The sequence below is a fragment of the Candidatus Paceibacterota bacterium genome (genome assembly GCA_041666915.1).
In the GTDB taxonomy this organism is placed as follows: Bacteria; Patescibacteriota; Minisyncoccia; order Phycocordibacterales; family PALSA-1337; genus C7867-002.
Genome location: JBAYFZ010000001.1, coordinates 348,941 through 375,552, shown reverse-complemented (window position 1 = coordinate 375,552; position 26,612 = coordinate 348,941). Strand labels below are relative to the sequence as shown.

The 26,612-nt window shown below is 38.2% G+C and carries 26 protein-coding genes and 1 tRNA gene; 23 read left to right on the top strand and 4 right to left on the bottom strand.

Going from position 1 to position 26,612, the window contains the following annotated elements; translation table 11 throughout:
- Nucleotides 1-298: 298 nt before the first annotated feature.
- From WCS89_02085 to WCS89_02070, 4 genes are all read left to right on the top strand, one after another.
- On the top strand, nucleotides 299-889 hold the full coding sequence (locus WCS89_02085; GenBank protein ID MFA6554274.1) for a DUF3761 domain-containing protein: 591 nt from the start codon (nucleotides 299-301) through the stop codon (nucleotides 887-889).
- Between the two features lie 366 nt (nucleotides 890-1,255).
- Entirely contained in the window at nucleotides 1,256-1,729 is a 474-nt protein-coding gene (locus WCS89_02080) for a hypothetical protein (GenBank protein ID MFA6554273.1), read from the top strand.
- Between the two features lie 29 nt (nucleotides 1,730-1,758).
- A complete protein-coding gene (locus tag WCS89_02075) occupies nucleotides 1,759-2,208 on the top strand; it encodes a hypothetical protein (protein ID MFA6554272.1) in 450 nt (149 codons plus the stop codon).
- Between the two features lie 79 nt (nucleotides 2,209-2,287).
- Entirely contained in the window at nucleotides 2,288-2,683 is a 396-nt protein-coding gene (locus WCS89_02070; GenBank protein ID MFA6554271.1) for a hypothetical protein, read from the top strand.
- Nucleotides 2,684-2,963: 280 nt separating this feature from the next.
- On the opposite strand, the gene WCS89_02065 is transcribed toward WCS89_02070, so the two are convergent.
- Nucleotides 2,964-3,194, bottom strand: a complete 231-nt coding sequence (locus WCS89_02065) for a hypothetical protein (GenBank protein MFA6554270.1) — start codon at nucleotides 3,192-3,194, stop codon at nucleotides 2,964-2,966.
- A gap of 196 nt (nucleotides 3,195-3,390) precedes the next feature.
- Here WCS89_02065 and WCS89_02060 point away from each other — a divergent pair, with 196 nt between their 5' ends.
- The 8 genes from WCS89_02060 to WCS89_02025 all read left to right on the top strand — a co-directional run bounded on the left by WCS89_02060 (nucleotide 3,391) and on the right by WCS89_02025 (nucleotide 9,957).
- A complete protein-coding gene (locus WCS89_02060; GenBank protein MFA6554269.1) occupies nucleotides 3,391-4,248 on the top strand; it encodes a ParB N-terminal domain-containing protein in 858 nt (285 codons plus the stop codon).
- Between the two features lies 1 nt (nucleotide 4,249).
- Nucleotides 4,250-5,608 (top strand): recombinase family protein, encoded by a 1,359-nt coding sequence (locus WCS89_02055; GenBank protein MFA6554268.1) that lies wholly within the window; start codon nucleotides 4,250-4,252, stop codon nucleotides 5,606-5,608.
- 343 nt (nucleotides 5,609-5,951) lie between these two features.
- Nucleotides 5,952-6,024 (top strand) — tRNA-Arg (locus tag WCS89_02050).
- Nucleotides 6,025-6,586: 562 nt separating this feature from the next.
- Nucleotides 6,587-7,069: a hypothetical protein gene (locus WCS89_02045; protein MFA6554267.1), complete on the top strand. Its 483-nt coding sequence runs from the start codon at nucleotides 6,587-6,589 to the stop codon at nucleotides 7,067-7,069.
- A gap of 43 nt (nucleotides 7,070-7,112) precedes the next feature.
- Nucleotides 7,113-8,684 (top strand): recombinase family protein, encoded by a 1,572-nt coding sequence (locus WCS89_02040; GenBank protein ID MFA6554266.1) that lies wholly within the window; start codon nucleotides 7,113-7,115, stop codon nucleotides 8,682-8,684.
- Nucleotides 8,685-9,070: 386 nt separating this feature from the next.
- A complete protein-coding gene (locus WCS89_02035) occupies nucleotides 9,071-9,292 on the top strand; it encodes a DUF167 domain-containing protein (protein ID MFA6554265.1) in 222 nt (73 codons plus the stop codon).
- Between the two features lie 99 nt (nucleotides 9,293-9,391).
- Nucleotides 9,392-9,769 carry a ribosome-associated translation inhibitor RaiA gene (raiA, locus tag WCS89_02030; protein ID MFA6554264.1) on the top strand — a complete coding sequence of 126 codons (378 nt, stop codon included), beginning with the start codon at nucleotides 9,392-9,394 and terminating at the stop codon, nucleotides 9,767-9,769.
- A 14-nt stretch (nucleotides 9,770-9,783) separates the two neighbouring features.
- On the top strand, nucleotides 9,784-9,957 hold the full coding sequence (locus WCS89_02025; protein MFA6554263.1) for a hypothetical protein: 174 nt from the start codon (nucleotides 9,784-9,786) through the stop codon (nucleotides 9,955-9,957).
- Between the two features lie 12 nt (nucleotides 9,958-9,969).
- On the opposite strand, the gene fmt is transcribed toward WCS89_02025, so the two are convergent.
- The 3 genes from fmt to WCS89_02010 form a co-directional block, all read right to left on the bottom strand.
- Complete coding sequence (fmt, locus tag WCS89_02020; protein MFA6554262.1) at nucleotides 9,970-10,887, bottom strand: methionyl-tRNA formyltransferase; 918 nt, start codon at nucleotides 10,885-10,887, stop codon at nucleotides 9,970-9,972.
- A gap of 141 nt (nucleotides 10,888-11,028) precedes the next feature.
- Entirely contained in the window at nucleotides 11,029-11,562 is a 534-nt protein-coding gene (def, locus tag WCS89_02015) for a peptide deformylase (GenBank protein MFA6554261.1), read from the bottom strand.
- Between the two features lie 48 nt (nucleotides 11,563-11,610).
- Entirely contained in the window at nucleotides 11,611-13,632 is a 2,022-nt protein-coding gene (locus WCS89_02010) for a hypothetical protein (protein MFA6554260.1), read from the bottom strand.
- A gap of 165 nt (nucleotides 13,633-13,797) precedes the next feature.
- Here WCS89_02010 and WCS89_02005 point away from each other — a divergent pair, with 165 nt between their 5' ends.
- The 11 genes from WCS89_02005 (at nucleotide 13,798) to WCS89_01955 (ending at nucleotide 26,555) form a co-directional block, all read left to right on the top strand.
- Nucleotides 13,798-14,475: a hypothetical protein gene (locus tag WCS89_02005; GenBank protein MFA6554259.1), complete on the top strand. Its 678-nt coding sequence runs from the start codon at nucleotides 13,798-13,800 to the stop codon at nucleotides 14,473-14,475.
- Nucleotides 14,476-14,609: 134 nt separating this feature from the next.
- Entirely contained in the window at nucleotides 14,610-15,947 is a 1,338-nt protein-coding gene (gene murA, locus WCS89_02000; protein ID MFA6554258.1) for a UDP-N-acetylglucosamine 1-carboxyvinyltransferase, read from the top strand.
- Between the two features lie 138 nt (nucleotides 15,948-16,085).
- Nucleotides 16,086-16,775, top strand: coding sequence for a hypothetical protein (locus WCS89_01995; protein MFA6554257.1), 690 nt, complete (start codon nucleotides 16,086-16,088; stop codon nucleotides 16,773-16,775).
- A gap of 61 nt (nucleotides 16,776-16,836) precedes the next feature.
- Nucleotides 16,837-17,850, top strand: a complete 1,014-nt coding sequence (locus WCS89_01990) for a rod shape-determining protein (GenBank protein MFA6554256.1) — start codon at nucleotides 16,837-16,839, stop codon at nucleotides 17,848-17,850.
- Nucleotides 17,851-17,889: 39 nt separating this feature from the next.
- Nucleotides 17,890-18,597, top strand: coding sequence for a hypothetical protein (locus tag WCS89_01985; GenBank protein ID MFA6554255.1), 708 nt, complete (start codon nucleotides 17,890-17,892; stop codon nucleotides 18,595-18,597).
- 95 nt (nucleotides 18,598-18,692) lie between these two features.
- Nucleotides 18,693-19,244, top strand: coding sequence for a ribosome recycling factor (gene frr, locus WCS89_01980; protein MFA6554254.1), 552 nt, complete (start codon nucleotides 18,693-18,695; stop codon nucleotides 19,242-19,244).
- Nucleotides 19,245-19,419: 175 nt separating this feature from the next.
- Nucleotides 19,420-20,556: a site-2 protease family protein gene (locus WCS89_01975; protein MFA6554253.1), complete on the top strand. Its 1,137-nt coding sequence runs from the start codon at nucleotides 19,420-19,422 to the stop codon at nucleotides 20,554-20,556.
- A 126-nt stretch (nucleotides 20,557-20,682) separates the two neighbouring features.
- Complete coding sequence (locus WCS89_01970; GenBank protein MFA6554252.1) at nucleotides 20,683-21,918, top strand: aminoacyl--tRNA ligase-related protein; 1,236 nt, start codon at nucleotides 20,683-20,685, stop codon at nucleotides 21,916-21,918.
- Nucleotides 21,919-22,025: 107 nt separating this feature from the next.
- The gene (locus WCS89_01965; protein ID MFA6554251.1) at nucleotides 22,026-22,754 is read left to right on the top strand and encodes an NYN domain-containing protein; all 729 of its coding nucleotides are present in this window, start codon (nucleotides 22,026-22,028) and stop codon (nucleotides 22,752-22,754) included.
- 229 nt (nucleotides 22,755-22,983) lie between these two features.
- A complete protein-coding gene (locus WCS89_01960) occupies nucleotides 22,984-25,665 on the top strand; it encodes an AAA family ATPase (protein MFA6554250.1) in 2,682 nt (893 codons plus the stop codon).
- 560 nt (nucleotides 25,666-26,225) lie between these two features.
- Nucleotides 26,226-26,555 carry a hypothetical protein gene (locus WCS89_01955; GenBank protein MFA6554249.1) on the top strand — a complete coding sequence of 110 codons (330 nt, stop codon included), beginning with the start codon at nucleotides 26,226-26,228 and terminating at the stop codon, nucleotides 26,553-26,555.
- The last annotated feature ends 57 nt before the right edge of the window (nucleotides 26,556-26,612 follow it).

The window sequence follows — 26,612 nt, the reverse complement described above, 5'->3', positions numbered from 1 at the left end:
TAGGAAGAATGGAGAAAGAGCTTAAGTGGTTTAATATCTCTGTATACAATATCAATCACTACGGTAATGCTTATGTTGAATATATGAAGAAAATTGAAAATCAGCTTAAGCCTATTGCAACCGATTTGAACTTAAATAATGATCGAGTCTGTGGATCTGTAATTATTCTAAAAAGATATGTTTCGATTTGTTATAGATTTCTGTCTTTCTTAAGGTTAACTTGGTAATGAGTGAAGCTTTGAAAATGTACTTAAAAGTAATATAAAAATCAATTTCTAGATAATAATTAAACAAATTTATGAGCAATAACACATCTAATACTCTTGGTCCCGATGAAAAAATCATTGATGCTCTGGATCTAGGAACGTTCAAGTTGACTCTGCGAGACTGGATTTTCGTCACAATCGCTATTTTGTTGCTATCTCTGTTCACGATGGTGCTAGTCAAGGAACTGATCTTATTAGTACCTAGTGCAAATGGTTCAATGACTTTAGTCGGGGGCATTTTTTGGATCGTATTCTCTGCGTGGCTTCTTCGAAGACAAATGAAAAAGTTTCGTGTCAATAAATCAAAAAGGTTTTTTAGAAACATGAAGATAATAGTTTGGATTGTTGCAGTGTTACCAACATTTTTACTATTAGTATCTGTTATTATATTTGCTTTAGGTGGTGGTTGGTCAACTAATGAAATATCAACACAACAAGGTATAACCCATGTGAGAGGTTACTATAATGACCCATTAGCTTTGATGCATGGGTATGCAGATCCACCCAGAAGTATTTCAATAAGATCAACTGCACAATGCAGAGATGGTACATTCAGCTTTGGTTTGAACCAAAGCAATTCATGCTCACACCGTGGAGGAGTATCTAGGTGGTTAAATAATTAAATGCCAAATATGTACGAATACGAAACCAGATACTATTCATATTATCGTGCAATTGTATATTTTATTATTTATTCTATAATCCTATTCTGGACAACCGGTATTACTTTTTTGAGTATTAGATCAATTTTCTATCTTCCGATCGGATTTGCATTAAGTGGGGCCGTTGCTGCAATGTTAATGTTTATTCAATATAGGATAGAAAAAAATTTGAGTCCGATTTTTTGGATATTTAACATTCTAATTGAAATTTTTGGGTATTATCTTTTTACTAAAGCATTATTCAACATGTTTTATATAGTATGATTATATTTGTAGTATCGAATAGATTACTAAGATGAGACATATCATTCGTTAACGATAAATTATATGACCTTCCACATCAAAGCTGAATACGCATGCCCGAAATGCTCTAAACAATATATACCATTCAAACGGGGTGTAGCGTGTTTTTGGTGCGGTTATGTTGACGATAATACCGAAAAATATCACGGCTTCCTCACTGATGTGCTGGTAAGTATGACCATCAATAAAATTAAATATGGACGCTATAGACCCAATGCGTGGTACGAAGGCTCTGTTGCAGATAGGGTCCAAAGCACTTGTTTCCATTTCTTTGATTGTCTAGAAAAAGAGAAGCCGGTCGATAAGTTGGCATTCTTGCATGAATATGTTGAAAAAATGCAAGTTGATACTGAACATAGCAGAGCGTTCATTGATGGGGTTCTTCTTGAACTATATAAACTCTATGCGGGGACGAAAAAGCCAAGACTTATACGTGGGAGGACACGTATTGGTAGAATGATTAGTAATTTATTGAAATCATATACTCATGGAAAATAACAAAGAACAAATCAAGGGTATTTAATAAAATGAACACATTATCATATAGAATAAATAAAGATGTTTTGTTTAAAGATCTCATTGCTAATAGCGGGGCTTTTGAAGTTGTGCTGGATGGCAATCCTCAGAGACGATTTTTTAACATTCAGGAATTTGAAAAAAGCCTAGAAAAAGATGGGTTTTATGAAATATGTCTCGGAAGATGTTTGATAAGTGCCTGTTGCGGTGTCTATGTAGAAGTTGTACATAGAGAAGATAAAGTAATTTGGAAAAGGTTTTTAGAAAATATGGATGGAGTTAGAGTGTCTGAAATACCAATTCGAATGCCAGATGGTAACGATGGATATGAGGTTCGTAATTTTCCATCTATGATAGGTAAACTAATAATATATCCTCCACTCGAGTTTAATAAAGAGGAATATGATAAGCTGGTTAAACAATTAAAAGCTCTACACATAGAAAACCTTGCAAAGAAATAGATTGAGACAAGTCTAATTTACGAAAGGATGAAAATCAGCTTAGATTATTCTTGGATAGTTTTCGAATAACTGTAATCAAATGAACAAAGATTTCAAAGCTCCATCATGGTGTCCAATTCCGCAATGTATTTTTGATGCTCGTATACGTGGCCACCTGTCGACGGAGTATGTAAATGTAACCTATAAATCTGAAATTGATGAAGGTCCGGGAATAGTATTTTGGGTCCACAGAAATAAAATCCTATCTGATGAGGAGACGAATAAGATAATTTACGTAGATTCGGGAGATATATCAGGTGGCTACTACGAAATCGATGGTAAGTGGATAGCATTCAGCCTGACTAAGTTCATAAAAACTAGAAATGACTCCGGAAATATCGTCTGGCATATCTTTGGAAGATGGTGCTCGGTCCCAGATGTGATAAGTGACGAAGGGGAGCTAATCAGCAGGTTTGAGGGTATTTGCATCCCATAGATATCTTCGTCGTATGCTTCAGGCTCTAAGGATTTAGTCGTTTTTTTATAGTCGCTCTAATTCTTTTGCGAGTGATACGCGGCGATTGCTGCGGCTTGTCCATCCAGTGTCGATGGATTGTCGTAATATGGACGTACGTTTTCCAAGTACGTCTGATAGGCTTTTTCGGCTTCCGCTTGGGACAGCTTGTGGTTCTTGACTAGAAGTTCCACTAGATCGCTCCCGTCCAGTTTCCTTATTTGTATTGAGTTTGTATTCATGCAGTCTAATGTTACTGCATTTACCACTTGTAAGGGCTAGTGTATCCTTTCTTTCCAGTATATGGGTTGTAATTGCCCTTGGTTGACCAATTATCAAGCCTGGTAGAGTTTGGTGACGTCTTGTAGTACGAACTTACGTAGGTGCCAGTAGAAGGCTTGTAGTAGCCACTAACTCTTGTTGTGCGAGCCTCGGCGTTATTGAAAGTAAATAGTAAAGCAAAAGCAAAGAATGTGATGAAGACTTTTTTCATGTTTTTATAGTTAAATTGACTTATTTATAATTTACAATATTTAATTTTAAATAGCAATACAACAAGATTGAATGTGCCGTCTTACATCTTTACAATCATTTGTTTGTATGATAGCTTTTTTCAAAACGGGTAATTTTTGGCTCTTTTAGGTAATTTTTGGCTCGTATTTAATTTTAATATATAACATCCATTTATTATGATAGGGAAACATACAACAATCTTTAAGGAAGTATTAATTTCAGAAATTGAATTAGATAGTAATCAGCCACGAAAAGAATATGGTAATCCATCAGAACAAGAAAAGCTTACTAGTTCTCTTAAGCAATTTGGACTTCAAGAACCGATAATGGTTACCCAGAAAGACGATAATCGTTACTTAATAATTGATGGGCATCGTCGTTATCTTTGTTTAAAAGGTCTGGGTGTAGAAAAAGCTATGTGTCAGATTTATCCAGATCTTGATGATGGAGAGTTAGAAATACGACGATATGAAAAACAGAATAACCGAAAAGGGTGGAAACCTATGGAAAAATCAAACTCCCTTCATAGAGCAAAGATAATGCTAGGACTTAAGAGTAATGAAGAACTTTCAAAACTTTTGAATCTCTCGAGGACAACTATTGCGTCGTCTCTTCAATTGAGAGAACAAAAATTAGATTATCTTGAGCTTATGGTTAAGTATGATCTTAAGGAAGTGTACCGGATGGAGTTCGTGAGATTGTGGCCAAAATTGAGAAAGATAAGAAACTTTGAGACGCCGGATATAATTAAAATACTCTTTGAAAAGGTTAAGCATCGTATTATTAAAAATGCTAAAGATTTTCGCAAGATACAGAAGATATTTGCCCGTGCCGCTGCCAATGAAGCCGAAATCTATAGATTTTTATCAGACCCTGATGCAACGGTAGCTGAACTTGATCGAGACACTATTCAATCGGATTTTTCTCTTCACATATTACAACTTATAGAAGAAGTAAAAAAGAAAAGGAAAAATGGTATCCCTTTTGATGAAAAAGAAAAGAATTTAATCACGGAACTTAAGAAGATTCTCTAGTATGCAATTTTTACAATCAAAACGAATATGGGTAGGAATTACGTATAACCGTCATTCTGCTGAAGATAAACAAGAAAATTCTGTTCCTATCCAAAAAGATCATCATGCACGTTTTGCTACAAAATTCGGTGGAGAAATTATTGATCATCTTGCTGATGAGGGTGTAAGTGGTTTAACGGCAAACCGTCCAGGTTTTCAAAGTCTTATGAAAGATTGGGTGCTTAATCCAAACGCACCCCACTTCGATTACATACTCGTATATGATGTTTCTCGTTGGGGTAGATTCCAAAACCAAAACGAAGCAGCTTATTACGAACATCTTTGCGAACAACATGGTAAGAAAGTTCTATACACAAGTAAGCCATTTCCAAGAGAGGAGCAAGAGATAACTGATAGTATCATTACGCCAATGGAACGTTGGATGGCCGCACAATACTCGCGACAATTGAGTGGTAAAGTTTGGTACGGTTGCATGAAGATTTCAAAAGATGGTTATTCTGCTGGTGGTACAGCCTGCTATGGTATGGTAAGGCTTCTTCTGGATGAGAATAAAAAACCTATACGTGAACTTAAAAAAGGTGAACATAAACAAATTAGTAATCAACGCGTTACATTTGCACCCCTTAATGACGAGACTACAGATGTAGTGAAAGATATTTTCGATATGTTTGTAAATAAGTGGCTTACCACAAGTGATATTGTCGATATTTTAAATGAGAAGAGTATTCCTTCTGCGAATGGTGGGGTATGGAGTAAAGGAAAAGTTAGTCATATTTTAGGGAATGAAGTTTATACTGGTACAAGACTTTACAATAAGACATCAGGTAAATTAAAGCAGAAGAAGGTAAAAAATCCACGAAATGAGTGGGCCATTGCTCCGAAAGCGTTTCCGGCTGTTATTGATGAGAAAATATTTTGGATGGCTCAAGATCGTCTCTTTTGGTCCACACCTTCGAGATGGAAAAAAGGTATTTATATGATACGTAAAGCACAGAATTTTGTTGAGAGAGAGATGAGAGAACTCCTTGTGAAAGAGGGTTTTAGTGTAGATGATGCTGAATCTAAAATAAAGAAGTTTCCTCTTGCTTATAGTGTTAATTCATATGAAGTCAATTCTGGTAAGAAGTCTACGATCTTTGTCATTGAAGAAGAAAAGAGGAGTTACGATAAAGTTTTTGCTGTTAGTATTACATTAGGTAAAAAAGAATTGATAGATGATGTTTTCCTTATACCGACAAATGTTTTTAATCAGTGCAATTTTGTTTTATTTTCAGATGACAATCAATATCTTGAGTATATTATTAAACCAGAAAATATTTATGAAAATATTATGCCTTTTGTTAAAAATATAAAAATATAATGAAAAAGCAGATACAGAAATATTGTAATAATAAACCACTTTTAAACTTAAATGATAGACATACAGCCATCTTTGAGTATAGGTATGGAGTAATTGACGGGATTAGACATACTCAAAAGGTTACGGGTAAGAAATTTAATATTAGCGATACTAGAGTTGCTCAAATTGAAGCAAAAATATGGTATAGATTAACTTTAATCTGAGGGCGCATCTTTCTTGAGGATTGGATACTTATCTGTTAGTATAATAAACATAGTGAATTCCATTAAGAGAAGAAGATAAACCGCAATAGCTGACAACCCAACTGGTTGTTGCTTTCTTGCGGTTTTTTGTTAGGTGTTATGCCTTCGTAGCTCAATGGACAGAGCAAGTCGCTTCTATCGGCAAGGTTGAAGGTTCGAGTCCTTCCGAGGGTACTGCTAGTTGTATTAAAGTTTGTACCCAATTGGTCGAACAGAAAGTAATGGTTTTAAACTAAAAAACTTCCTTTATTGAAGGAAGTTTTTTAGATAGATCTGGGAGGGCGGCAGTTCCTCCATTCGCTCTTCCTTCTAATGAAGGCGCGCGCCAGCTGGGCCTTTCTGGCGTCAGTATTCTTATATGTGATTATAGTATCAAAACCTGTTCTACTTATCAACGGAAAAGAATATAAAATATTATAGGAGTAAGAATAAGTGTGTATTGGATTATTTTGTATAATTGGCTTAGTTAAGCCATATTTAATTTTTATTTTAAACGTAAATGGCTGTTTTAGTATGATGGTCGTCAATGGTGAGTAAATCGTTCACACCATCATACACAAATGGTCGAAAATAATTCAAAATTAAATAATCAAGAAAATGACGTTATCGGATTGGCGTCGTTATTTAATCTACTCGCCGAGTTTGATTATGAGGATAAACAAAACCCCGGGATCAATACTGACACCTTAGTTTCGACCATTAAGGTATCAGTATTGGGTCCGGAACATAAAATCGTATGAGTAATAAACACCAGAGGGTAATTTATGGTTTGTTAGGTGATAAAATCGTAGCCTATCATGCTATTATTGCTAGAGCTTTAGGAAGTGTTAAGGCTGGAATACTAATTTGTCAACTTCTTTTTTGGGATGGTAAGGGAGCAGATAAATATTGGACATATAAAACTGCGGATGATTTATACATGGAGACTGCATTAACGAGAAATGAACAAGATACAGCGATTAGGATATGTAAGAATAAAGGAATTCTTGAAGTTAAATTAAAAGGTATACCCGCAAAAAGACATTTTCATATTAATAAAGAAAAATTAGTTGCTTTACTTTTAAGTTTCATGAATAGTACCAATCTTGTTTCAAGAAAAGCCGAGAACAGTGGTAGTGCTATATCAAAAACTACTTCATATAGCAAACAAATAAACAACACAAATATAGATATTCTTAATTACGGTAAGAAATATCTTAACAATAAATTTAAGGCCTAATAAATTTTTAGTAAATTAAGATAATATATAATTAATTAAACAAATGAAAACCGACTGCGTCATATATGCACGTGTATCATCTCGAGAACAGGAGGAAACCGGTTACTCTCTTGATGCACAAGAAAAGCTCTTGAAGGAATATGCAGGTAAAAGGAACCTTACAATATCAAAAGTTTTTAGGATCAGTGAATCAGCCAGTGGCAAGCAAATACGCCTTGTGTTTAACGAGATGTTGGAATATACAGTTAAGAATGATGTGAATATTATCCTCTGTGAGAAAATAGATCGTCTAACACGTAATTTGAAAGATGCTTCGATAGTTAATGACTGGATTCAGGAAGATGAAGCTCGTGAAGTGCACTTTGTGAAGGAGAATTCAGTAGTTAACAAGAATACCCGTGCTCACGAGAATCTGGTCTGGGATATGAAGATAGCTATTGCACGCTTCTACACCAACAATCTCTCAGAAGAGGTGAAGAAAGGTCAGAAGGAGAAAATCGCTCAGGGTTGGCTCCCATGTACGCCACCACTCGGATATAAGACTATTGGCGACAAGGGTCACAAAATACACGTCATAGATGAGGTCCGGGGACCGTTCATGAAAAAGGCTTTTGAATATTATGCTACAGGCAATTATTCATTGATGGCCCTAAGTGACAAGCTATACTCAGAGGGATTACGAGCAAGAAATGGTTGTCAGCTTGGTAAGTCCTGTTTACATGAGATACTAAAAGATCCTTTTTTCTATGGAGATATGATTTGGAAGGGAGTCTTGTATAGAGGTGGAAAACAGGAACCGTTAATATCTAAGGAACTGTTTGACTCAGTGCAAACAGCTTTGGTCCGGGACGGTGCGCCACATTATAAGAGGCGTCAGCATATATTCTCTAAGATGATTCATTGTGGAGAATGTGGCAGTACAATCTACGGGGAGGTCCAGAAAGGTCATATTTATTACTCATGTAAGCACTACAAGACTTGCTCACAGAGGTATTCGACTCGAGAAGAAGAAATTGAGAACTCGATCTTGTCTGTATTTAGAATATTTGAGGCAATTACACCTGTCGAAGCTGAGCAACTATATCAAAAGATCCGTGATGATCATAAAGGCGAATCTGAATACAAGGAGAATATGTTAAAAGCTCTTCAGGAACGCTATAACAGCCTACAGAAGCGATTGGACATACTTTATGATGATCACTTAGACGAGAAGATTACTAGGGACCGCTGGGAGTCAAAACAAGCGGAGATAATGTCTGAACAGGAAGGAATCCAATCACAAATTGCGAGACTCAAGAATGATGAGGTTAAATATTTCGAACGATACATTGATATTATTGACATAGCTCGAAGGTCCCGAGAGATTTATGAAAAAAGAAATCCAATGGAACGTCGAATGATTCTGAAGAAGATTTTTTCGAACTTAGTCATTAACAACGAAAAAGTGAGCTATACATTGGAGAAATCGGTGGAGATGATTGCTAAACGTGTTCAAGAGAAGATTGACTCAGAAAAGCTTTTCGAACCACAGAAAACCCTTGTCCAGAAAGGACAAAAGGGCGTTATTACGCCCCTTCATCCAGCTTTGCTCCGGAGACAGGATTCGAACCTGTGACCAATCGCTTACGTTTAATCCATTATTACTAATGGTACGGACTATATCATTCCCATATCGTGGCAATGCCACAGTTTAGGGACGAGGGGCTTCGCAAGAATTATTATATAAATAATTCAAGCTACTCCAAAATTGGATAGTCTCTACACCTTCCCACCATTTGGCGGGCTCGGCTCGGGATTGCCCACAATTACGTTTGGGGTTTCCCCGAATTCACCTCGTTATTCGATCTGCCTTTCGACAGAAAGCTGCATACTCTACAGGCGATCGCTCTACCGCTGAGCTACTCCGGAATGTATTAATAGACTTTCGTCTACGTTTCTTTTAATGTACTTACATGAGAAAATGTAGCACATCTAGCGACTGAAATCAAAAGCCATATCAAAATGTACATCCACGTAAAAGCCACTACAGGTGCTAATAAGGAAGAGATCAAGAAAATCTCGGCTGATCATTTTGAAATATCAGTCAAAGAGCCAGCTAAACAAAATTTGGCAAACAAACGTATAATTGCACTTGTTCAGAAGATGTATCCAAATACTTTGGTTAGGATCATCAACGGTCATCATTCTAGGAGCAAACTTATTTCCGTAGAAGAGAATGATTGATTATGCTAAAATTGATACAGGAATAGGAAAGAGTGTGAAAGAGATTGGTGCTGTGCGATTATTGCGATTAATATTTACCAATAGTTAATATTCAAAGACATGAAGATAAACATAAAAGTTACCAACATCACTCTTACTCCAGCTATTTCAGAATATGCCGACAAGCGTTTGCAAAAGTTTAATTCACTACTCGGCAATGATCCTACAGCTCTGTGTGATGTGGAACTAGCCAAGACAACCGAACATCATCAGAAGGGTGAGATTTTCAAAGCAGAAATTCACATCGTTGCCGTTGGTAAAAATGCTTATGTTAGTTCAGAGAGAAGTGATCTCTACACCGCTATTGATATGGCTCAAGAAGAAATGATGAATGAACTCCGTGTTGTCAAAAGCAAAAAAGTTTCTTTGCTCAGAAGGAGTGGTGCCAAGATGAAAGGTTTTGTAAAAGGTCTATGGCCTTGGGGTGATAAGGCTTAATTGAAAAAGTTGTAATGGACAAGAATTTCTTTAGTATGTCAGAAGCGAGACAGCCAGTAAATCAATGGCTTTGTATTGCTTTTATTTCTCTATTCTGTTTTTGGGTAGTCCTGTATTATTTTACAGAAAAAGCTTACATTCTAGGAGAATCTTATGTATCTTGGGATACTGTTTTTAGTAGTTTTTAAACTTAGTTTTACTCAATTTTTGTAACCACGAAGGAAGTCTTCGTATGCCATCTCTTTTGCGCCCTCAGGAATTACTTTCTGAATTTTCAATTGACCATCACTGAAACTTGCCTCAGTTATTTTTACACGGATTTCTTTGTCTTGCCCTGAGCCGGTCGAACGGGCGGTATGCTTCATGAAGAAATACGCTTTTGGCCATTCGTGGTAGGCTTGGATTTTTCTAAAATTGGTATAAGCGTCACCGGAGAGGTCAATTAACCCATCTTCTTTTGTAATCTTTTTTGTATATGTAGCAATGGAATGATCCTGTTCTTGCTCTTTGATTTCTCCCGCTATCCATTTTGGTAATATTTCTGCAAATAATTTTGCTCCTTCGTCCGCCATCATTGCTTCGTATTTTTCATAAATAGGCCATTCGGTTACCACAACTTCTTTCTTTGCTACGATTGGGCCGTGGTCCATCTCCTCATCTATTCTCATGATAGTCACACCAGTCTTTTTATCGTCATCCAACATTGCCGAAGGTAATGGGGAAGGTCCACGATATTTTGGTAATAGAGAAGGGTGGATGTTGAGGGTTTTTCTTGAAGGTAAGTCTATTATTACCTTTGGAATTATTTTGCCGTAAGAAGCGACTAGGAAAACTGGACATTTTTCTGAACCGTCCGTATTTTTATTTAATTTAATCAATTGATCTACGAATTCCTGATTCAATTTGGCTGGGTCATAAACAGGAATATTTTTTTCATTGGCCCATTGTTTGACCACGTTGGCTGTTATGATTTGTTTTCGTCCAATTGGTTTGTCTACCGTTGTTATGATGTATGAAGGGATCAATCCTTTACGAAAAAGTTGCTCGAGAACTATTACCGAGAAACGTGAGGATCCGAAGAAGGAGAAGGGGGTGGGCATAGTTTTTTGTTTTGTCATTCCCGCGAAGGCGGGAATCCAGGATTATTACGAATGGAAAGTTTGTTAAATGGTTTTTAAATACATGCTATTTATTGTGGTATTATCCTGGATTCCCGCCTTCGCGGGAATGACATAAAAAGCGGGAATGACAACATGTCCTTACTTCCTCTGCATCTCTGCTATCTCCTCCTCCGTCATCTCCCAAACTTCCTTTGCTTTATCTATAAAGAGAACTCCATTCAAATGGTCAATCTCGTGTTGGAACACTTGAGCCAAAACTCCACTGGCACCACGCTCTATCTTTTCTCCTTTTTCATTGTAGGCGGTGATGGTGGTGCGGACAGCTCTACGGACTTTGCCATACAACCAACGGACTGATAGGCAACCTTCTTCAACATCTTTCTTTTCTTTGGAGAGTTTTATTATTTCAGGATTGATGAAGACTAGGTCGGTAACGCCGTCACCTTTGAATGACTTATCAGCTTCTTTGAGTAGTTTGCCAGAGACAACGAATATTCGGAGATTTACACCTATCTGTGGGGCAGCGATAGCGACACCATCTTTTTGTAATGCCATAGAGGCACTCATATTCTTTATAATTTGAGCGATTTTTTCTCCGCCAATATCAGCCAAAGGCACATTCTTTGCCGTTTCTCGTAAGACTGGGTTGTCTCTTTGGACGATGTCTTTCATTGGGAAACTATAACAGAGAAATGATAGATTGCAAAATGAGGTTTTGAATTATAACAAACTCTCAGGATTAACTTTAACCGCTACATTTGGTGGCAATGACCTGAGTTTTTTTGCTAATTCATGATCTGGCCAAGCATGTGAAGCGATCTTCACGAGTCCGTGAATGATAGATTTACCACGAACAGTTGAAGTGAAAGCGGGGAAAATGTCTATCTCATGGGGTTCTAGGAATTTGGCAACATCGGCCATGGCGTTGGCGATAGCATCTTTCTTGCCTTCAATCGTGATCTTTACGAGTATAGAAAAAGGAGGATATTCAAACTGTTTACGTTCTTCCAAAGTCGCTCTGTAAAAGTCACTTAGATTTCCTTTCAGACCAAATTCAAAAACTTTTTGTTCAGACTTGCGAGTTTGGACTAATATAGAGCGTGTTGCTTGGGCACGTAGACGAACTAGGGTATACATTATTTTTTCTTGGATGCGAAAATCTGGCAGACTAAAAAGGGAATCCAGAGAGACGACAGCGACGTGGTCAACTTTATCATTATAATTTTGCATAGCCATCTCGGTACCTAGAAGAATATTGCCGGGTTTTGATTTGAATTTTTCCAAAGCTTCGCGAACTTGTTTGTCAGTTTTGGTTGAATCCGCATCTATTTTTATAATATCAACATCTGGAAAAACAGCTTTGATCTGTTCATATACTCTATCTATACCAATACCGAGTGGTGTGAGACGCCAACTGTCGCAGAATGTACAATTTTCATCAGCACTTCTCCTGTCTCCGCAAATGTGACACATAAAGAAGTTTTTACCAGTTTCTGGTGAGGTGTGTAGTACGACGGTTGCTTTGCATTGTCTGCACATTACAATATTCCCACAATCATCACAGATAGTGAGAGGAGCAAGACCTCGGCGTACAGCGAAAATGAAGAGCTGGGTATTTTCTTCGGTATTTTGTCTGATGAGAGCTTCCAATTCTGTGGAAAGAATTTTGAATCGGGGTTCGGGTGCTTTCGTTGAAGAATTAGAATCGCTTGAATCTATGTTAGTGGAGAAAGTTGAATCGGTTGAGAGATTTGGATTTCTTATTTGTTTTGAATTTGACGGAAGGGGTCTCATATCTATTAGAATATCTCTAGCAGAAGAAATGGAACGCCATTTGAAAGGTGAACCTTCTTCTATTCTTTCATTTTCCACAGCGTGTAATGTTTCTATGCGCAACATACTGTCAGCTAAATAGACTATCTGCTTGTTTCCTTTGGCGATGATGGAAAGAGCGTGACGAATATCTAGATATGGAGCTTTTTGTGATATCCAACCACGACCATTTTCTTTTTCTATGATCACAGTTCGTATATCACTGCGTGGCAAAATAGAAAATGAACCAGTTGAAACGATGACGACGGGATGCTCGGTTTCAGCTATAGCTTTCCAAGTATCAGCAACATTCTTTTTCGTTAGACCACTATGAAGTTTGAAGATGTAACCCTCAATACCTTTTTCAACTGCAGAAAATACTCGTTCGCAATCTTCAATAGTTGGTGCGTATATAGCGATTGATTTTTTCAAAGCAAATTCTTGTCTGATGAGACTGCGCCATGAACTCATCCTATCTGGATCATCACCTTGCACTGCCAAAATTTTCTCATTTCCTTTTTGGAATGTTTTTTGCTCTTTGTCGGCTGGAATAGAGAAGCTAGGTTGTGATGGTAATGGCGGAGCGATCTTGTTTGCGTTTTCTAATATGAGATCAGAAACCATTGTGTCTATGATAGCTCCTGCTGTCGTAGCATAATATTCTGCCAAAATCTTACATGATTCTATGAAAGAAACAGGGAAGAATGCGGTTGCTTTTATCTTATCTACTTTGCGAATCTCAAAGGAAGCTCTCTTGATGTCGGTTTTCAATTTTTCACCTAGTTCGGATTTGATGACAATAGCGAAAATGCTTTTTCTCTGTAATGGTACGGAGACAATAGCACCTACTGGGACATCTGAGGAAGTGAAATATAGAAGCTCATCAGCTATCTTGGAACGTGATAGTGGGATGACGGTGATGATGTTCATGGGTTATTTATAGCATGGGTTGTCTCTCATTATTACTATTGACAAACACCGTAATATGGTATATACTTGTATGAGCAATTATAGGGTTCTTTTACAACCTATTTGCGAACAAAAACATAAACAAAAAGCTGACTTGTTATGAGTCGGTAAGAAAGGAAGTTGACTATGAAAATCATACTCAATGGTACGTTGTTAAACTATCTGCTCGAGAAGCTCGACCAGATCGTGAATACTGAATCTCAGCATGAGATTCGTGTCCTGAAAGACCTCCTTGCGAAGTTGAAAAGTAAGGAGGCGGATACCTGGTGGGAAATGCTCAAAAAGTTCCTTCGTAAGGAACCTTGTTGGGTGGCTGATACGATTCAGGCTGTTAAAGATATAATCGTGACTTATGTTGTGGATTGCACTTTGTCTCTTGAAGAGATGATCAAGGCTGGTGATTACTACCCAGTCAATTCTAATATTACGAAGGAAAATTTTCCTATCAAGAGTACTGGTGCGGATGAGTGGGAATTTAAAATATTCCACTTCGATCTAACAATCTCGTCGGAAGATGCTGTTAATGGTATTAGAGCCGACGATACGGTTAATCCTTGGCAACCTGCGAATATTGAGCATCTACTTGTGTATGGGAAATATAATCCCAAAAAACATCGAAAGCTTTCGATTGTTGGTCTGGGCTCCGTTGGCTTGGTCGATGGCCACCGCCGCGTTCCGTGCCTCAGCGAGGATGATTCCAGGCGCGTCCTCTACCTCGGTTGGTGGGACTTTGACTGGCTTGCCTCCTGCCGCTTCCTCGGCGTTCGTAAAAAGGTCTCTAAGTCCTTGGGTACTTGTATCTAGGGTGTGTCCTTGGAAACTTGGACACTTTGGCTCTTGGTCTCATCTCGCATACTCATTGGGTGTGCGAGATTTTTTGTTGGTTAATTAATTATTCAATTTGTGAAATACTCATAAAAAGTTTAGAATAGCAGGGCATGAATACAAAAGAATCTTTTATCATAGAAGGGCTGGCGGGGGAGAAAAAGCTCAACGGCACCGTGGAAATAAACGGCGCCAAGAATTCTGCCTTGAAAGCAATGGTGGCATCGGTACTTTTCGATGGTCCAGTTGTCTTGAATAACATTCCAAATACTGACGATATCCATACAATGACCGAAGTCTTGAAGAAACTCGGAGCTTCTGTTTCTTGGCAGGGTGATAGCGGAAGCAAGACTCTTTTGATTGACGCTTCAAACTTCAAATCTACCGATATAGACATTGGCCTAGCAAAGACCATGCGAGCTTCAGTTGTTCTCACTGGACCACTACTCGCCCGTTTTCATAAAGTAACTTTTCCAGCACCGGGTGGTTGTGTCATCGGTGCAAGACCTATTGACCTCTTCACTAGTGGTTATGAGAAGATGGGTGCAAGTGTGACGCTCAATGATTCCAATTGTCTCTATGATATGAAGACGACCAAGTCTTTGAATGGTACAGAAATATTCTTTGAAAAGATTTCTGTCGGTGCTACCGAGACTTTGATGATGACCGCCGTTTTGGCAAAAGGCAAAACTGTTCTGAAAAATTGTGCCATGGAGCCAGAGATAGGCAATGTCGCTATGTGGCTCAATGAATGCGGTGCTAATATAAAAGGAATAGGTACTTCTACTCTAGAGATAGAGGGAACTGCCGGCAAACTCCTTTCTCCAAAAAAACCTTTCGTTACTATTCCAGATCGTATTGAAGCTGGTAGTTTCCTAATTCTTGGAGCTTTGTGTGCAAAGGATTTGGTCATAAAAAATTGTTGCCCTGAACATTTGGAGTCAGTCATTTCTGTTTTGAAAGATTCTGGTGTGCCTATAAAAACCACGGTTGGTAAAGATGGAAAGGTTGGAGAAATTATTATTTATAATAATTATGCGAAAAATTCTACCTTCAAACCTTTCAATGTTAAGACTCAAGAATACCCCGGTTTTCCTACAGACTTACAAGCTCAGATGGTTACATATCTCACTCAAGTTTCAGGAGAGAGTGGTGTCTTGGAAACTATTTTTGAAGGACGATTCAAATATGTTGAGGATTTGATCAATATGGGTGCAAACATTATTTCTATGAACCCAAGAGAAATTTTGGTAAAAGGTCCTACGCTACTTCGCCAACTGCCAGATGATGAGGAATTAAATGCTCACGATATTCGTGCTGGCTTTGCTGTCGTGCTCGCCGCTCTCGTTGGTGAAGGTAAATTTAAGGTCAATAATATTCATCTTATAGATAGAGGATACGAAAAGTTGGAAGAGAAGTTGAAAGCTTTGGGGGCGGATATTAGAAGGTAATTTTCCGGATGTGTGACATCAGGTTGACAGCATCTTATTTAAGATGTAAATTTTTGTTATCAAAGTAGTTCTTTGAAATATTACCGAAACCCTTCTATCGTTGAAGGAGAAACGTAATAGAATTAGAAAGAGAAAAATATGACGACGACTAAACAGTCTCATCAGATAATGGCTACGTTGGCGACAAATGTAGATTGGACTAAGGTTCAATTTGAAAGAGCTAATCTGCAGGAACAGCTAATTCGTAATTCGGTTGAAGCGGCGAAACAGTTTACCGATTTCCTCAATAATGGCGCCAGACTTCCTTTTGTTGAGCCGAGAATTCTCACTATTGATCGTTCTAAACCATTTGATCCCAATAGATTTTCTGTTAAGTCTGGATCTACGTATTACACCCAAAAAGGGTGGACCATCTGGAAAGGTCCGCTGGACGGCGATGGTCTAGATGGTGAAGAAGAACAAAATTCTCACTCGATAGTTTTAAAGGAAATTGACGTTAGTAAGGTTAAATTAGTGTTAGTAGATGGAAACGTCATTAGGGGTAATGCTAGGTTTTATCGTCTTAAGAAATATAATTATATTTGTCTTGATATTAAAATCCTCCAAACTCTTTTAGAGAATCAGCAATTTATTCCATCTCAATGGAAAAAAGAAACTAATGATGAAGTTACACTTATAACTTTTGATGGAACTATCCTTCGTAGTCCAGAAGGTCTAAGTCATGTCCTTGTGTTGTGGTGGTCTGATTCTACTTGGAGTTCAGGTCTTCGCGAAGTCAAAAGAAGTTGGTATGGAAGAAATTCCTTATCAGCCGTACTTGTAAATTAACATCTCATTTCCCGCTAGGTCCGACCTAGCGGGAAATTTATTTTGTGCTAACATCAGCCCTATGAGTATTTTTTCTCCGAAATTGGGAATTGATCTAGGTACGGCTAATACTTTGGTCTTTTTGCCTGGTAAAGGCATAGTCATGAACGAACCTTCGGTAGTCGCTGTTTCTCAGATAGACAAAAGAGTTTTGGCAGTTGGCAATGAAGCCAAAGAAATGATCGGTAGAACTCCAGACGACATCATCGCTTATAGGCCAATGAGAGATGGAGTCATTGCCGATTACCACATAACTGAAGCAATGTTGCGATATTTTATTGATAAATCTCTTGGAAAATTTTCTTTATTTAGACCAGATGTGATCGTCTCTGTTCCGGCTAGTATCAGTTCCACCGAGAGACGCGCTGTCATAGAAGCCGCCATCCGTGCTGGTGCCAAGAATGCTTATGTTGTAAAGGAACCAGTTTTGGCTGCTATCGGTGCTGGCATACCGATCCAAGAAGCAAAAGGTCATATGGTTGTAGATATTGGTGGTGGTACTACCGATGTTGCTGTTATTTCTCTTGGAGGCATCGTCGCTTCAACTTCAGTCAAATGTGCTGGTAATAAGATGGATGTTGCTATTACCGATTATATTAAAAAGACTTTCAATCTTGCTATTGGTGACCACATGGCAGAAATTATAAAAATTACTATTGGCTCAGCTGTGCCTCTAGATCAAGAACTTTCTATGATGGTAAAAGGACGTGATTATATTTCTGGTTTACCACGTTCAGTTGAGATCAAAACTAATGAGATAGTCAAAGCTCTAGCAACACCTTTACGAGAAATGATCAAGGCTGTTCGCGATGTTCTTCAAGAGACTCCTCCAGAATTGGCATCAGACATCATTGATCAAGGTATTACAATGACTGGCGGTTCCTCTATGTTACGCAACCTTCCTGAACTTGTCTTTCGTCGCACTGGTGTCAAAGCCCAGTTGGCTGATGAGCCTTTGCTTTGTGTTGTGAAGGGAACTGGCATTGCTCTAGATCATTTGGATGTCTACAAAAAGGCGATGATTTCAAAGAGGTAGTTTATCAAGGTCGCACCTTGATTCTGCTATAATACCCCCATGTCTCCTTCTTTTTCTATAAAATCACTTTCTCATCACGCGTATTGTTTGATAGGTGGAGATTCTGTCAGGGATCAGCTCGTAGTTATCTTGAATGAAGAGCACTCCATACCAATTCATGGCAATTCTGATTTGTTTCAAAAAAGATATGAGAATTTTACTATTGACGATGCTCGCGAATTGAAATTGGCTCACGAAATGCGACCAATACAAAATGAGGGTAAAAAAATTTTTATTATTACCGCTGACAATATAAATGTTGAAGCTCAAAATGCTTTACTCAAATTATTAGAAGAGCCTGCTGAGTATGCTCATTTTTTCCTCATAATCCCGGGGTCTCATCTACTTTTACCGACGGTCAAGTCGCGTCTTTCATTTGTTGAAATGATTCAGGGAAAAGGTGGAAAGAGTGGAGGGAATTCCGGTAATGATTCTGAAGTCACTGCTGACGCAAAGAAGTTTGTCAGTCTCAATCCTGCCAAGCGATTGGAAATGGTCAAAAATCTTTTGGATGAAATAACAAAAGAAAAAAAGACCAAGCAACATGCTATAAATTTCCTTAATGCAATTCAAGAAGAAGTCTATAAGAAAAAAGGTGTGGCAGGGAATTTGGAATCTTTGATTGCTACAGAGACAGCTAGGAAATATGTCAGTGATAGATCGCCTTCGTTGAAGATGTTATTGGAATATGTGGCATTGAATATCTAAGTGCAAAGTGAAAAATGCAAAGTGCAAAGTTGTAGTTATTTAGTGAATAGTGATATATGCTATAATGCAATTACTATCAATTAATCATTAAACCTATGGCCTACGATTTCAATCCGTTCAAAAAACAGCTCGCCAATACCGAAGAATGGCTCAAGAAAGAATTTACTCAGATTCGTACTGGTCAAGCATCGCCTCAGATTCTAGATGGAGTCAGGGTAGAGATTTACGGTGCTCCTATGAGTATAAAGGAGTTGGCTAGTGTCACTATTGAAGGCGCAAGGACGTTGCGTATTTCTCCTTGGGAAAAAGGTCAGACGAAGGATATTGAAAAGGCTATTACTGTCGCCAATCTAGGAGTTTCAGTAGTTGTAGATGATCAAGGTCTCCGTGCCATGTTCCCAGAGCTCACGGCAGATCGTCGTAAAGATGTTGCCAAGTTGGCCAAGGACAAGCTTGAAGAAGCCAAGAAACAAGTTCGTGGTCATCGCGATACTATTATCAAGGATTTGCAAGCCAAGGAAAAAGACGGTGGTTATGGTAAAGATGAAATCTTCCGTTTGAAAGGCGATACTCAAAAATTGGTTGATGATCTCAATAAAAAGTTGGAGGAACATTTTAATAGAAAAGAGAAGGAAGTGTTGGGATAATTGTACTGTGTCATTCCCGCGAAGGTGATTTAGCAAAATCATGTCGTATGGACCGGTGAATCCAGGATTATTACGAACAAATAATTAATTCACCATGTGGTAAACATGGATTCCCGCCTTCGCGGGAATGACAACGCAAGAAATTAGTAATTAAAAATTAGAAATTCATTTCTCTATGCTAACCGCCATAATCTTCCTCCTCGTCCTCGCAGTCCTCATCTTCGTCCACGAACTCGGACATTTCCTTTTTGCTAGATGGAACGGTATCAGGGTTGATGAATTCAAGATTGGTTTTGGTCCAAGGATTCTGTCTTGGGGAAAAAAGGAGACGAAATATGGTCTAAACCTTATTCCTTTTGGTGGTTACGTGAAGATTCATGGAGAAAATCCTGATGAGGAATCTATTAGTGGTTCTGATAAAGATAGGAGTTTTGTTAATAAAAAAGGTTGGCAACAGATTATGGTTTTGGTTGCTGGTGTTTTATTTAATTTTATTTTTGCTTGGGTTCTTTACATTATAGTTTTTATTTCTGGTGTGACTGCAGATCCTCAAGGTTTTGAAAGATATTCTTCTGATTTCAAGAATGAAAGAGTAATGATAACTCTCGTATCTCCCGGTTCTCCAGCAGAAAAAGCTGGTTTGAAAGTTGGAGATGTCATCGGTGACATAAAGGGAAGTAATGGAGAAAGTTTTTCTAGCATGGTCGTATCTGATGAACCATTTTCAAATTCTTCTATAACTAGTATTCAAGATGTAATAAATTCAAGCAAGGGAACTCCAGTTCTCATGACTTACAAGCGTGCCAATAATCTCGCGACTACTACCATAGAACCAATCGCTGGAATTGTAAAAGATAAATATGCTATCGGTATTGCCATGAGTGGTGTCGTTGATATAAAACTTTCTTTCTTCTCTGCGATTTATGAAGGTGCTCACTATACTCTCATAATGATTCGTGATACTGCCGTTGGTCTTTATAATTTTATTGCAAATATTTTCAAAGGTGATGCAAATTTCTCAGACGTTTCTGGTCCTATTGGTATTGCTGGCATAGTGGGCGGTGCTGCTGAACTAGGTTTTACTTATCTACTTATGATCACAGCTTTGATCTCCATTAATCTTGGAGTTATTAACCTCATTCCTTTTCCAGCTTTGGATGGCGGAAGAGTCTTATTTGTTATTATTGAAGGGGTTATCAGACGCAGACTACCGCCGAAGTATTCCAATGCGGTCAATGCTGTCGGTTTTGTTCTCCTTATGATACTTATGGTAGTTGTAACTTATAAAGATATTGCTAAGATGTTTAAATAATTTTGTTGTCATTCCCGCGAAGGCGGGAATCCAGTGTGTTACCATTGGGTTAGCGATAACTATTTATCCGTAATAATCCTGGATTCCCGCCTTCGCGGGAATGACACAGTGAGTTATAATAATAAAATGAAACAATCAAACTTATTTACAAAGACTCGTCGTGAAGCTCCAAAAGATGAAGTCTCCAAGAATGCCAAGTTGCTCATCAGAGCTGGATTCATCAACAAAGAAATGGCTGGAGTATATTCTTTTTTGCCATTGGGACTTAGAACATTAAATAAAATTATCGGTATTATTCGTGAAGAAATGAATGCTATCGGTGGACAAGAAGTTCATCTCACTGCTTTGCAAGATAAAAAAACTTGGGAAGCTACAAATCGTTGGGATGATGCTGTTGTAGACAATTGGTTCAAGACCAAACTCAAGAATGGTAGTGAAGCAGGTTTGGCATCAACACACGAAGAGCCTTTAACTTCTCTAATGAAGGATCATGTTCGTTCGTTTAGAGATCTACCACAAGCAGTTTATCAATTTCAGACTAAGTTTCGTAATGAAGAGCGAGCCAAGTCAGGTATCATGCGAGGAAGGGAATTTCTCATGAAGGATTTGTATTCTTTTAATGTTGATGAGAAAACTCATGATGAGTTCTATAAAAAAGCTCAAGCTGCTTATGTGAGGATTTTTGATAGGGCAGGTCTAGGTAACGAAACTTATATGACATTTGCCGCTGGAGGCTCATTCTCAAAGTACTCTCATGAGTTTCAGACAATTACCGATGCTGGTGAGGATACTATTTATGTTCATGATGGTAAACGGATGGCGGTAAATAAGGAAGTTTTAAACGATGAAGTCTTAAAAGATTTGGATATAAAGAGGTCAGATCTAAGGGAAGTAAAAGCTGTTGAAGTGGGCAACATTTTTAATCTCGGCACAAAATTCTCATCTGCTCTTGGACTTAATTTCACAGACAAGGAAGGGAAAGTCGCACCTGTTATTATGGGTTGTTATGGTATCGGTTTGCCACGACTTATGGGTACTATCGCTGAGATTTGGTCTGATGAAAAAGGATTGGTCTGGCCAGAATCAGTCTCACCATTTGCGGTGCATCTCATAGCATTATTTAATGAATCTGGAACCGTCAAAACTACTGCTGATGAACTCTACAAAAATCTAACTGCAAAAGGTATTGAAGTTCTCTATGATGACCGCGATTGTGGTGCTGGTGAAAAATTCGGTGACTCCGATCTTATAGGTATTCCTCGAAGATATGTCATCAGTGAAAAAACTCTCAAAGATAATTCTATTGAAGTTAAGGATAGGAGAACAGGGAAGGTTCTAATGGTGAAGGTGGAGAGTTTGTAGGGTGAGAAATAATTTAGATAAATAGTTTTCCGTAAATACGGTCTAGTTTTGTACCAAAGATATGGTGTTTTTTGTTACTTCTAATTTATTAATTAACTTTTATCAATATGGATCTACAAGAATTTAAAAAACAATATGTTCAAATAGAATTGGGTATTACTTCTGATTTCGGCAGGATTTTTACATTCATAGATTTTGGAAATGTGAATCATTGGTTTGAAGAAGATAAGCAAACATATGAATATGTTGCGCTAGCGGATGATGAAAAATTGGTTGTGGATTTAGAAAAATTACATGAATTTGTTCAACTATTTTCCGACAGCGAACGTTTTTATTATGGTTATGATCCACAAAATGCTGGTTCATTCGGTTTTATTCGTGCCACAAGGGAAATTTTTGGTAAAAATAAAGTGTTTACAAAACATATTCAAAAAATTAGACATTATCTAAATGAGATTGATACATTAAATAATACCCGAAATATTTATACAGATAGAAAAGGAATTTTTGTATATATTCCAAAATGTAATTTTGATGTTGAGATTAGTGTTGATGCGATTAAATTACTCGATCATTATGATACGTTCTGTTTATTTTCTGGTGACGCAGATTTTGTTCATTTAGCCAGATTTTTGAAGGGAAAAGGAAAGAAAGTGATACTTATAAAAGGTGGCAATATCACTCATCAATTAAAAGAGGTGTGTAATTTTGTTATAAATGCACAGGATATAAAGAAGTATATTTCGGTTGTAAAAAAGCAAAAACCTGGTATTAAACCAGGTCTTGCGGATCGTAAACCCGAATCCTCGGGCAGGACGATCTTAGAAGGATCGTAATTGAATAATAACGCCATCCGTCTAAAATTGCAATATTGTGACTAATTGATATCCCTTTACTTAATAGTTGACTACCACCGTCTTTCTGTATTAGTATAGGACATACATACTTGGCGCATTTCTTCGTTGTTTCGTTCGTTTGCTCCTGCGCTGTATATAAAAATACAGCTTGGTCGCAAGCCTCACTCACGTCTCGAAATGCATCCAAGTCTGTATGTCCTAAAATATTATGCCTCCACTCAATAAACTAACAACAAAAGCCAGAGAAGCATTGCGTAGAGCCCATGAATTGGCCATAGAAAGGGGACAAAACCACGTCAATCCTGTCCATTTACTATGCTCGCTCATACTCCAAGAAGAGAGTATGGTTGCTTCTATTTTGGATAAGCTTGAAGTGGACACTCCCATGCTTACCGATGTCGTCTTGGAACATATAGAAGCCCCAGAGGGTTCCAATGTCCTTTCTCCTTCATATCAGATTTACCTCACTCCAGATTTGGCTCAGATTTTGGACAACTCTGTGAAGGTTGCAACTGTTCTCAAGGATGAGTTTATTTCAACCGAACACATCTTCCTTTCAATATTTGATATTCCTTGCATGGCAAAAGATATCTTGAATAGATTCAAGATTGAGCGCAATGCTGTCGCAAAGATTGTAGAAGAGATTAAGACCAATCCACCTTCAAAAAACGGTGAACCAAAAAAGTTCAGAACTCTTTACAAATATGCTCGTTCTCTCACCAAACTCGCTCAAGAAAATAAACTTGATCCTGTCATTGGTCGTGATGCAGAGATCATGCGTATCATCCAGATCCTTTCTCGTCGCACAAAAAACAATCCTATTCTCATTGGTGAAGCCGGTGTTGGTAAGACCGCTATAGTAGAAGGTTTGGCTTTGCGTATGGCACAAGGTGATATTCCAGAATCATTGAAAGATAAAGAGCTCGTTTCTCTTGATCTAGGTTCTCTCATTGCTGGTACAAAATATCGTGGTGAATTTGAAGAGCGTCTCAAAAACATTTTGAAAGAAGTAGAAAAGTCCGATGGCAAGATCGTTTTGTTCATAGATGAAATCCATACCATCGTTGGTGCTGGTGCATCAGAAGGTTCTATGGATGCTTCTAACATGCTCAAACCTGCTTTGGCTCGCGGAGAACTCCGTGCTATCGGTGCGACGACATTGAAAGAATATCAAAAATATATAGAGAAGGATCCAGCTTTGACTCGTCGTTTCCAACCAGTTTTTGTCAATGAACCAAGTATTGATGATGCTATCGCCATTTTGCGTGGATTAAAAGAAAAGTATGAATTGTTCCATGGTGTTCGTATTACAGACGACGCCATCGTTGCAGCTGTTACTTTGGCTAGCCGTTATATCACTGACAGATTTTTGCCAGACAAAGTCGTTGACCTCATAGACGAAGCTTCTTCTTCTTTACGTATTTCTCTAGAAAATATGCCACCACAATTGGAAGAGACTCGTCGCAAGATTATGCGTTTGGAAATAGAGCGCGAAGCTTTGAAAAAAGAAACCGAGAAATCTGCAAAAGCTCGTATGGCTACTATTGAAAAAGAAATTGCTGATCTCAAAGAAGGTACTTCGGAACTTGAACTCAAATGGACAAATGAGAAGGTAACTATCACGGATATAAAACGTATCAAAAAGGAGTTGGAAGCTTTGCGTATAGAAGGTGAAGCGGCTGAAGCTCGTACCGATCTTGCCAAAGCGGCAGAGATTCGTTATGGCAGATTGCCAGCTTTGGAAAAAGAATTGGAGCAAAAAAATAAGCGCTTGAAGAAACTCCAATCATCAAGAAGGATTCTCAAGGAAGAGATTAATGCCGAAGATATTGCTGCGGTAGTTTCTCGTTGGACAGGCATTCCAGTTTCTAGAATGTTGGAATCAGAAGCGGTAAAGCTTACTAGAATGGAACAAGAATTAGAAAGACGCATCGTCGGTCAGAATGAAGCTGTCAAAAAGATTTCAGATACTATTCGTCGTTCACGCGCTGGTATCGCTGATCCAAATCGTCCTATTGGTTCATTTATTTTCCTTGGTCCTACCGGAGTCGGTAAAACTGAACTTACAAAAGCTTTGGCAGAATTCCTTTTCAATGATGAAAAATCTCTCATTCGTGTAGATATGTCAGAGTTTATGGAGAAACATTCTGTTTCCAAGCTCATTGGTGCGCCTCCAGGATATGTTGGTTATGATGAATCTGGTGGTTTGACCGAAACTGTTCGTCATCGTCCTTACTCGGTCATTCTCTTTGATGAGATAGAAAAAGCTCATCCAGAAGTTTTCAATGTGCTTCTACAAGTTCTAGATAATGGTCGCCTCACAGATTCCAAGGGACGTATCGTCAATTTCCGCAATACGGTTATCATCATGACTTCTAATATCGGTGCTCAACATATTGAGAAGATGGAGAAGCTCGGTTTTGCCAAAGAAACCGACAATCGTGATCGTGACAATTATGAAGAAGCCAAAAATAAGATCAATTCAGCTTTGAAAGATTTCTTCAGACCAGAATTCTTGAATCGTGTAGATGACATAATGATTTTTGATATTTTGTCTCGTGAATCTATAAAGAAGATTGTGGAGATACAGGTTGGCGAAGTCGTTAAACGTCTTGTTGATAAAAATATTGATCTCATCCTCACTCCAGCTGTTTATGATTATTTGGCAAAAGAAGGTTACAACCCTCAGTACGGTGCTCGTCCTTTGAAGCGTCTCATTCAAAATAAGATATTGACTCCAGTCGCCAACCTGCTCATTGCCGAGGAAGTGACGAAGGGTGGTCGCATTACTGTTGATTACAAAGCTGATAAGTTTAGTTTTGAAGTTAAGAAGAAACAAAAGGGTTCAAATCATATGGTTATGCAAGAAATGGTAGGACAGGGGAAATAATAATGATTTCAGGGTGTTTTTTACGGTATTTTTAGGTACTTGACATTAAAATCATAGTGTGCTAAGCTTTGTCTCAGAATGATTTAGAAAGTTTAACTTGTATCACGTAATAACGTGGAGTTAAACTGATTATTCTGAAAAACAACCAAATAAAAGGCCTCATATGAATGGACCTCCGAAAAACGCAACGTGCCAGTCCGGAATTAATTTCAACCTCAACCTCAACGTCTCCGTCGGCATCGGCGAAGATCGTCCGGCCAGCTAAGTGCCAGATGGTTTAGCAGATAACTAACCGTTAGTGTTCACACAGGTTGTGTGGATGCTAGCGGTTTTTTGTTTGTGGATTGCTTGACATTTTGCATATATAGTGCTATCATTGTGTTAGTATAGTTTTTTGACATTTTCTTTTGAATTGACCACATCTTTTAGGGCTTACTGAGTCTTGAAAGATGTGGCCAATAACGGAGCCACAGAAAACAATGTAGAAAGATTATTGTATGAGATGGTTTAGAACTTTTCTTTTAAGTGCGGTGATGGTATTTGCGTTTGCGTCGATGGTCATGATTATGACATTTGCGGTGTATGTTGATAAATGTAAATCGCCAAAGGTCACTGAAACACGTGCTGGTAATACGATGTACTGGGCAGAAGAAGTTTATGGAGCAACTGTCGTAGAAGTGCTGACTCCTACAGGAACCAATTTTATTACCCAGATAGTGAAGGTTCTCGACGGTGATTCAATTGGTGGTTTTGGTAAATATGTCGCCATCTCTTCTGTTGGTGAAAAACTTGCTGTGGGTGATACTGTTCAGGTGGCAAGATTCACGTATAAAGAGGAATTGGGTACTTATCAGACGGTGCGTGTTGCTCAAAAGAAAATCAAGAATTAACCCAACTTTCGAGATTGAATGTAATCTCGGCCTCACAGCAATGTGGGGCTTTTATTT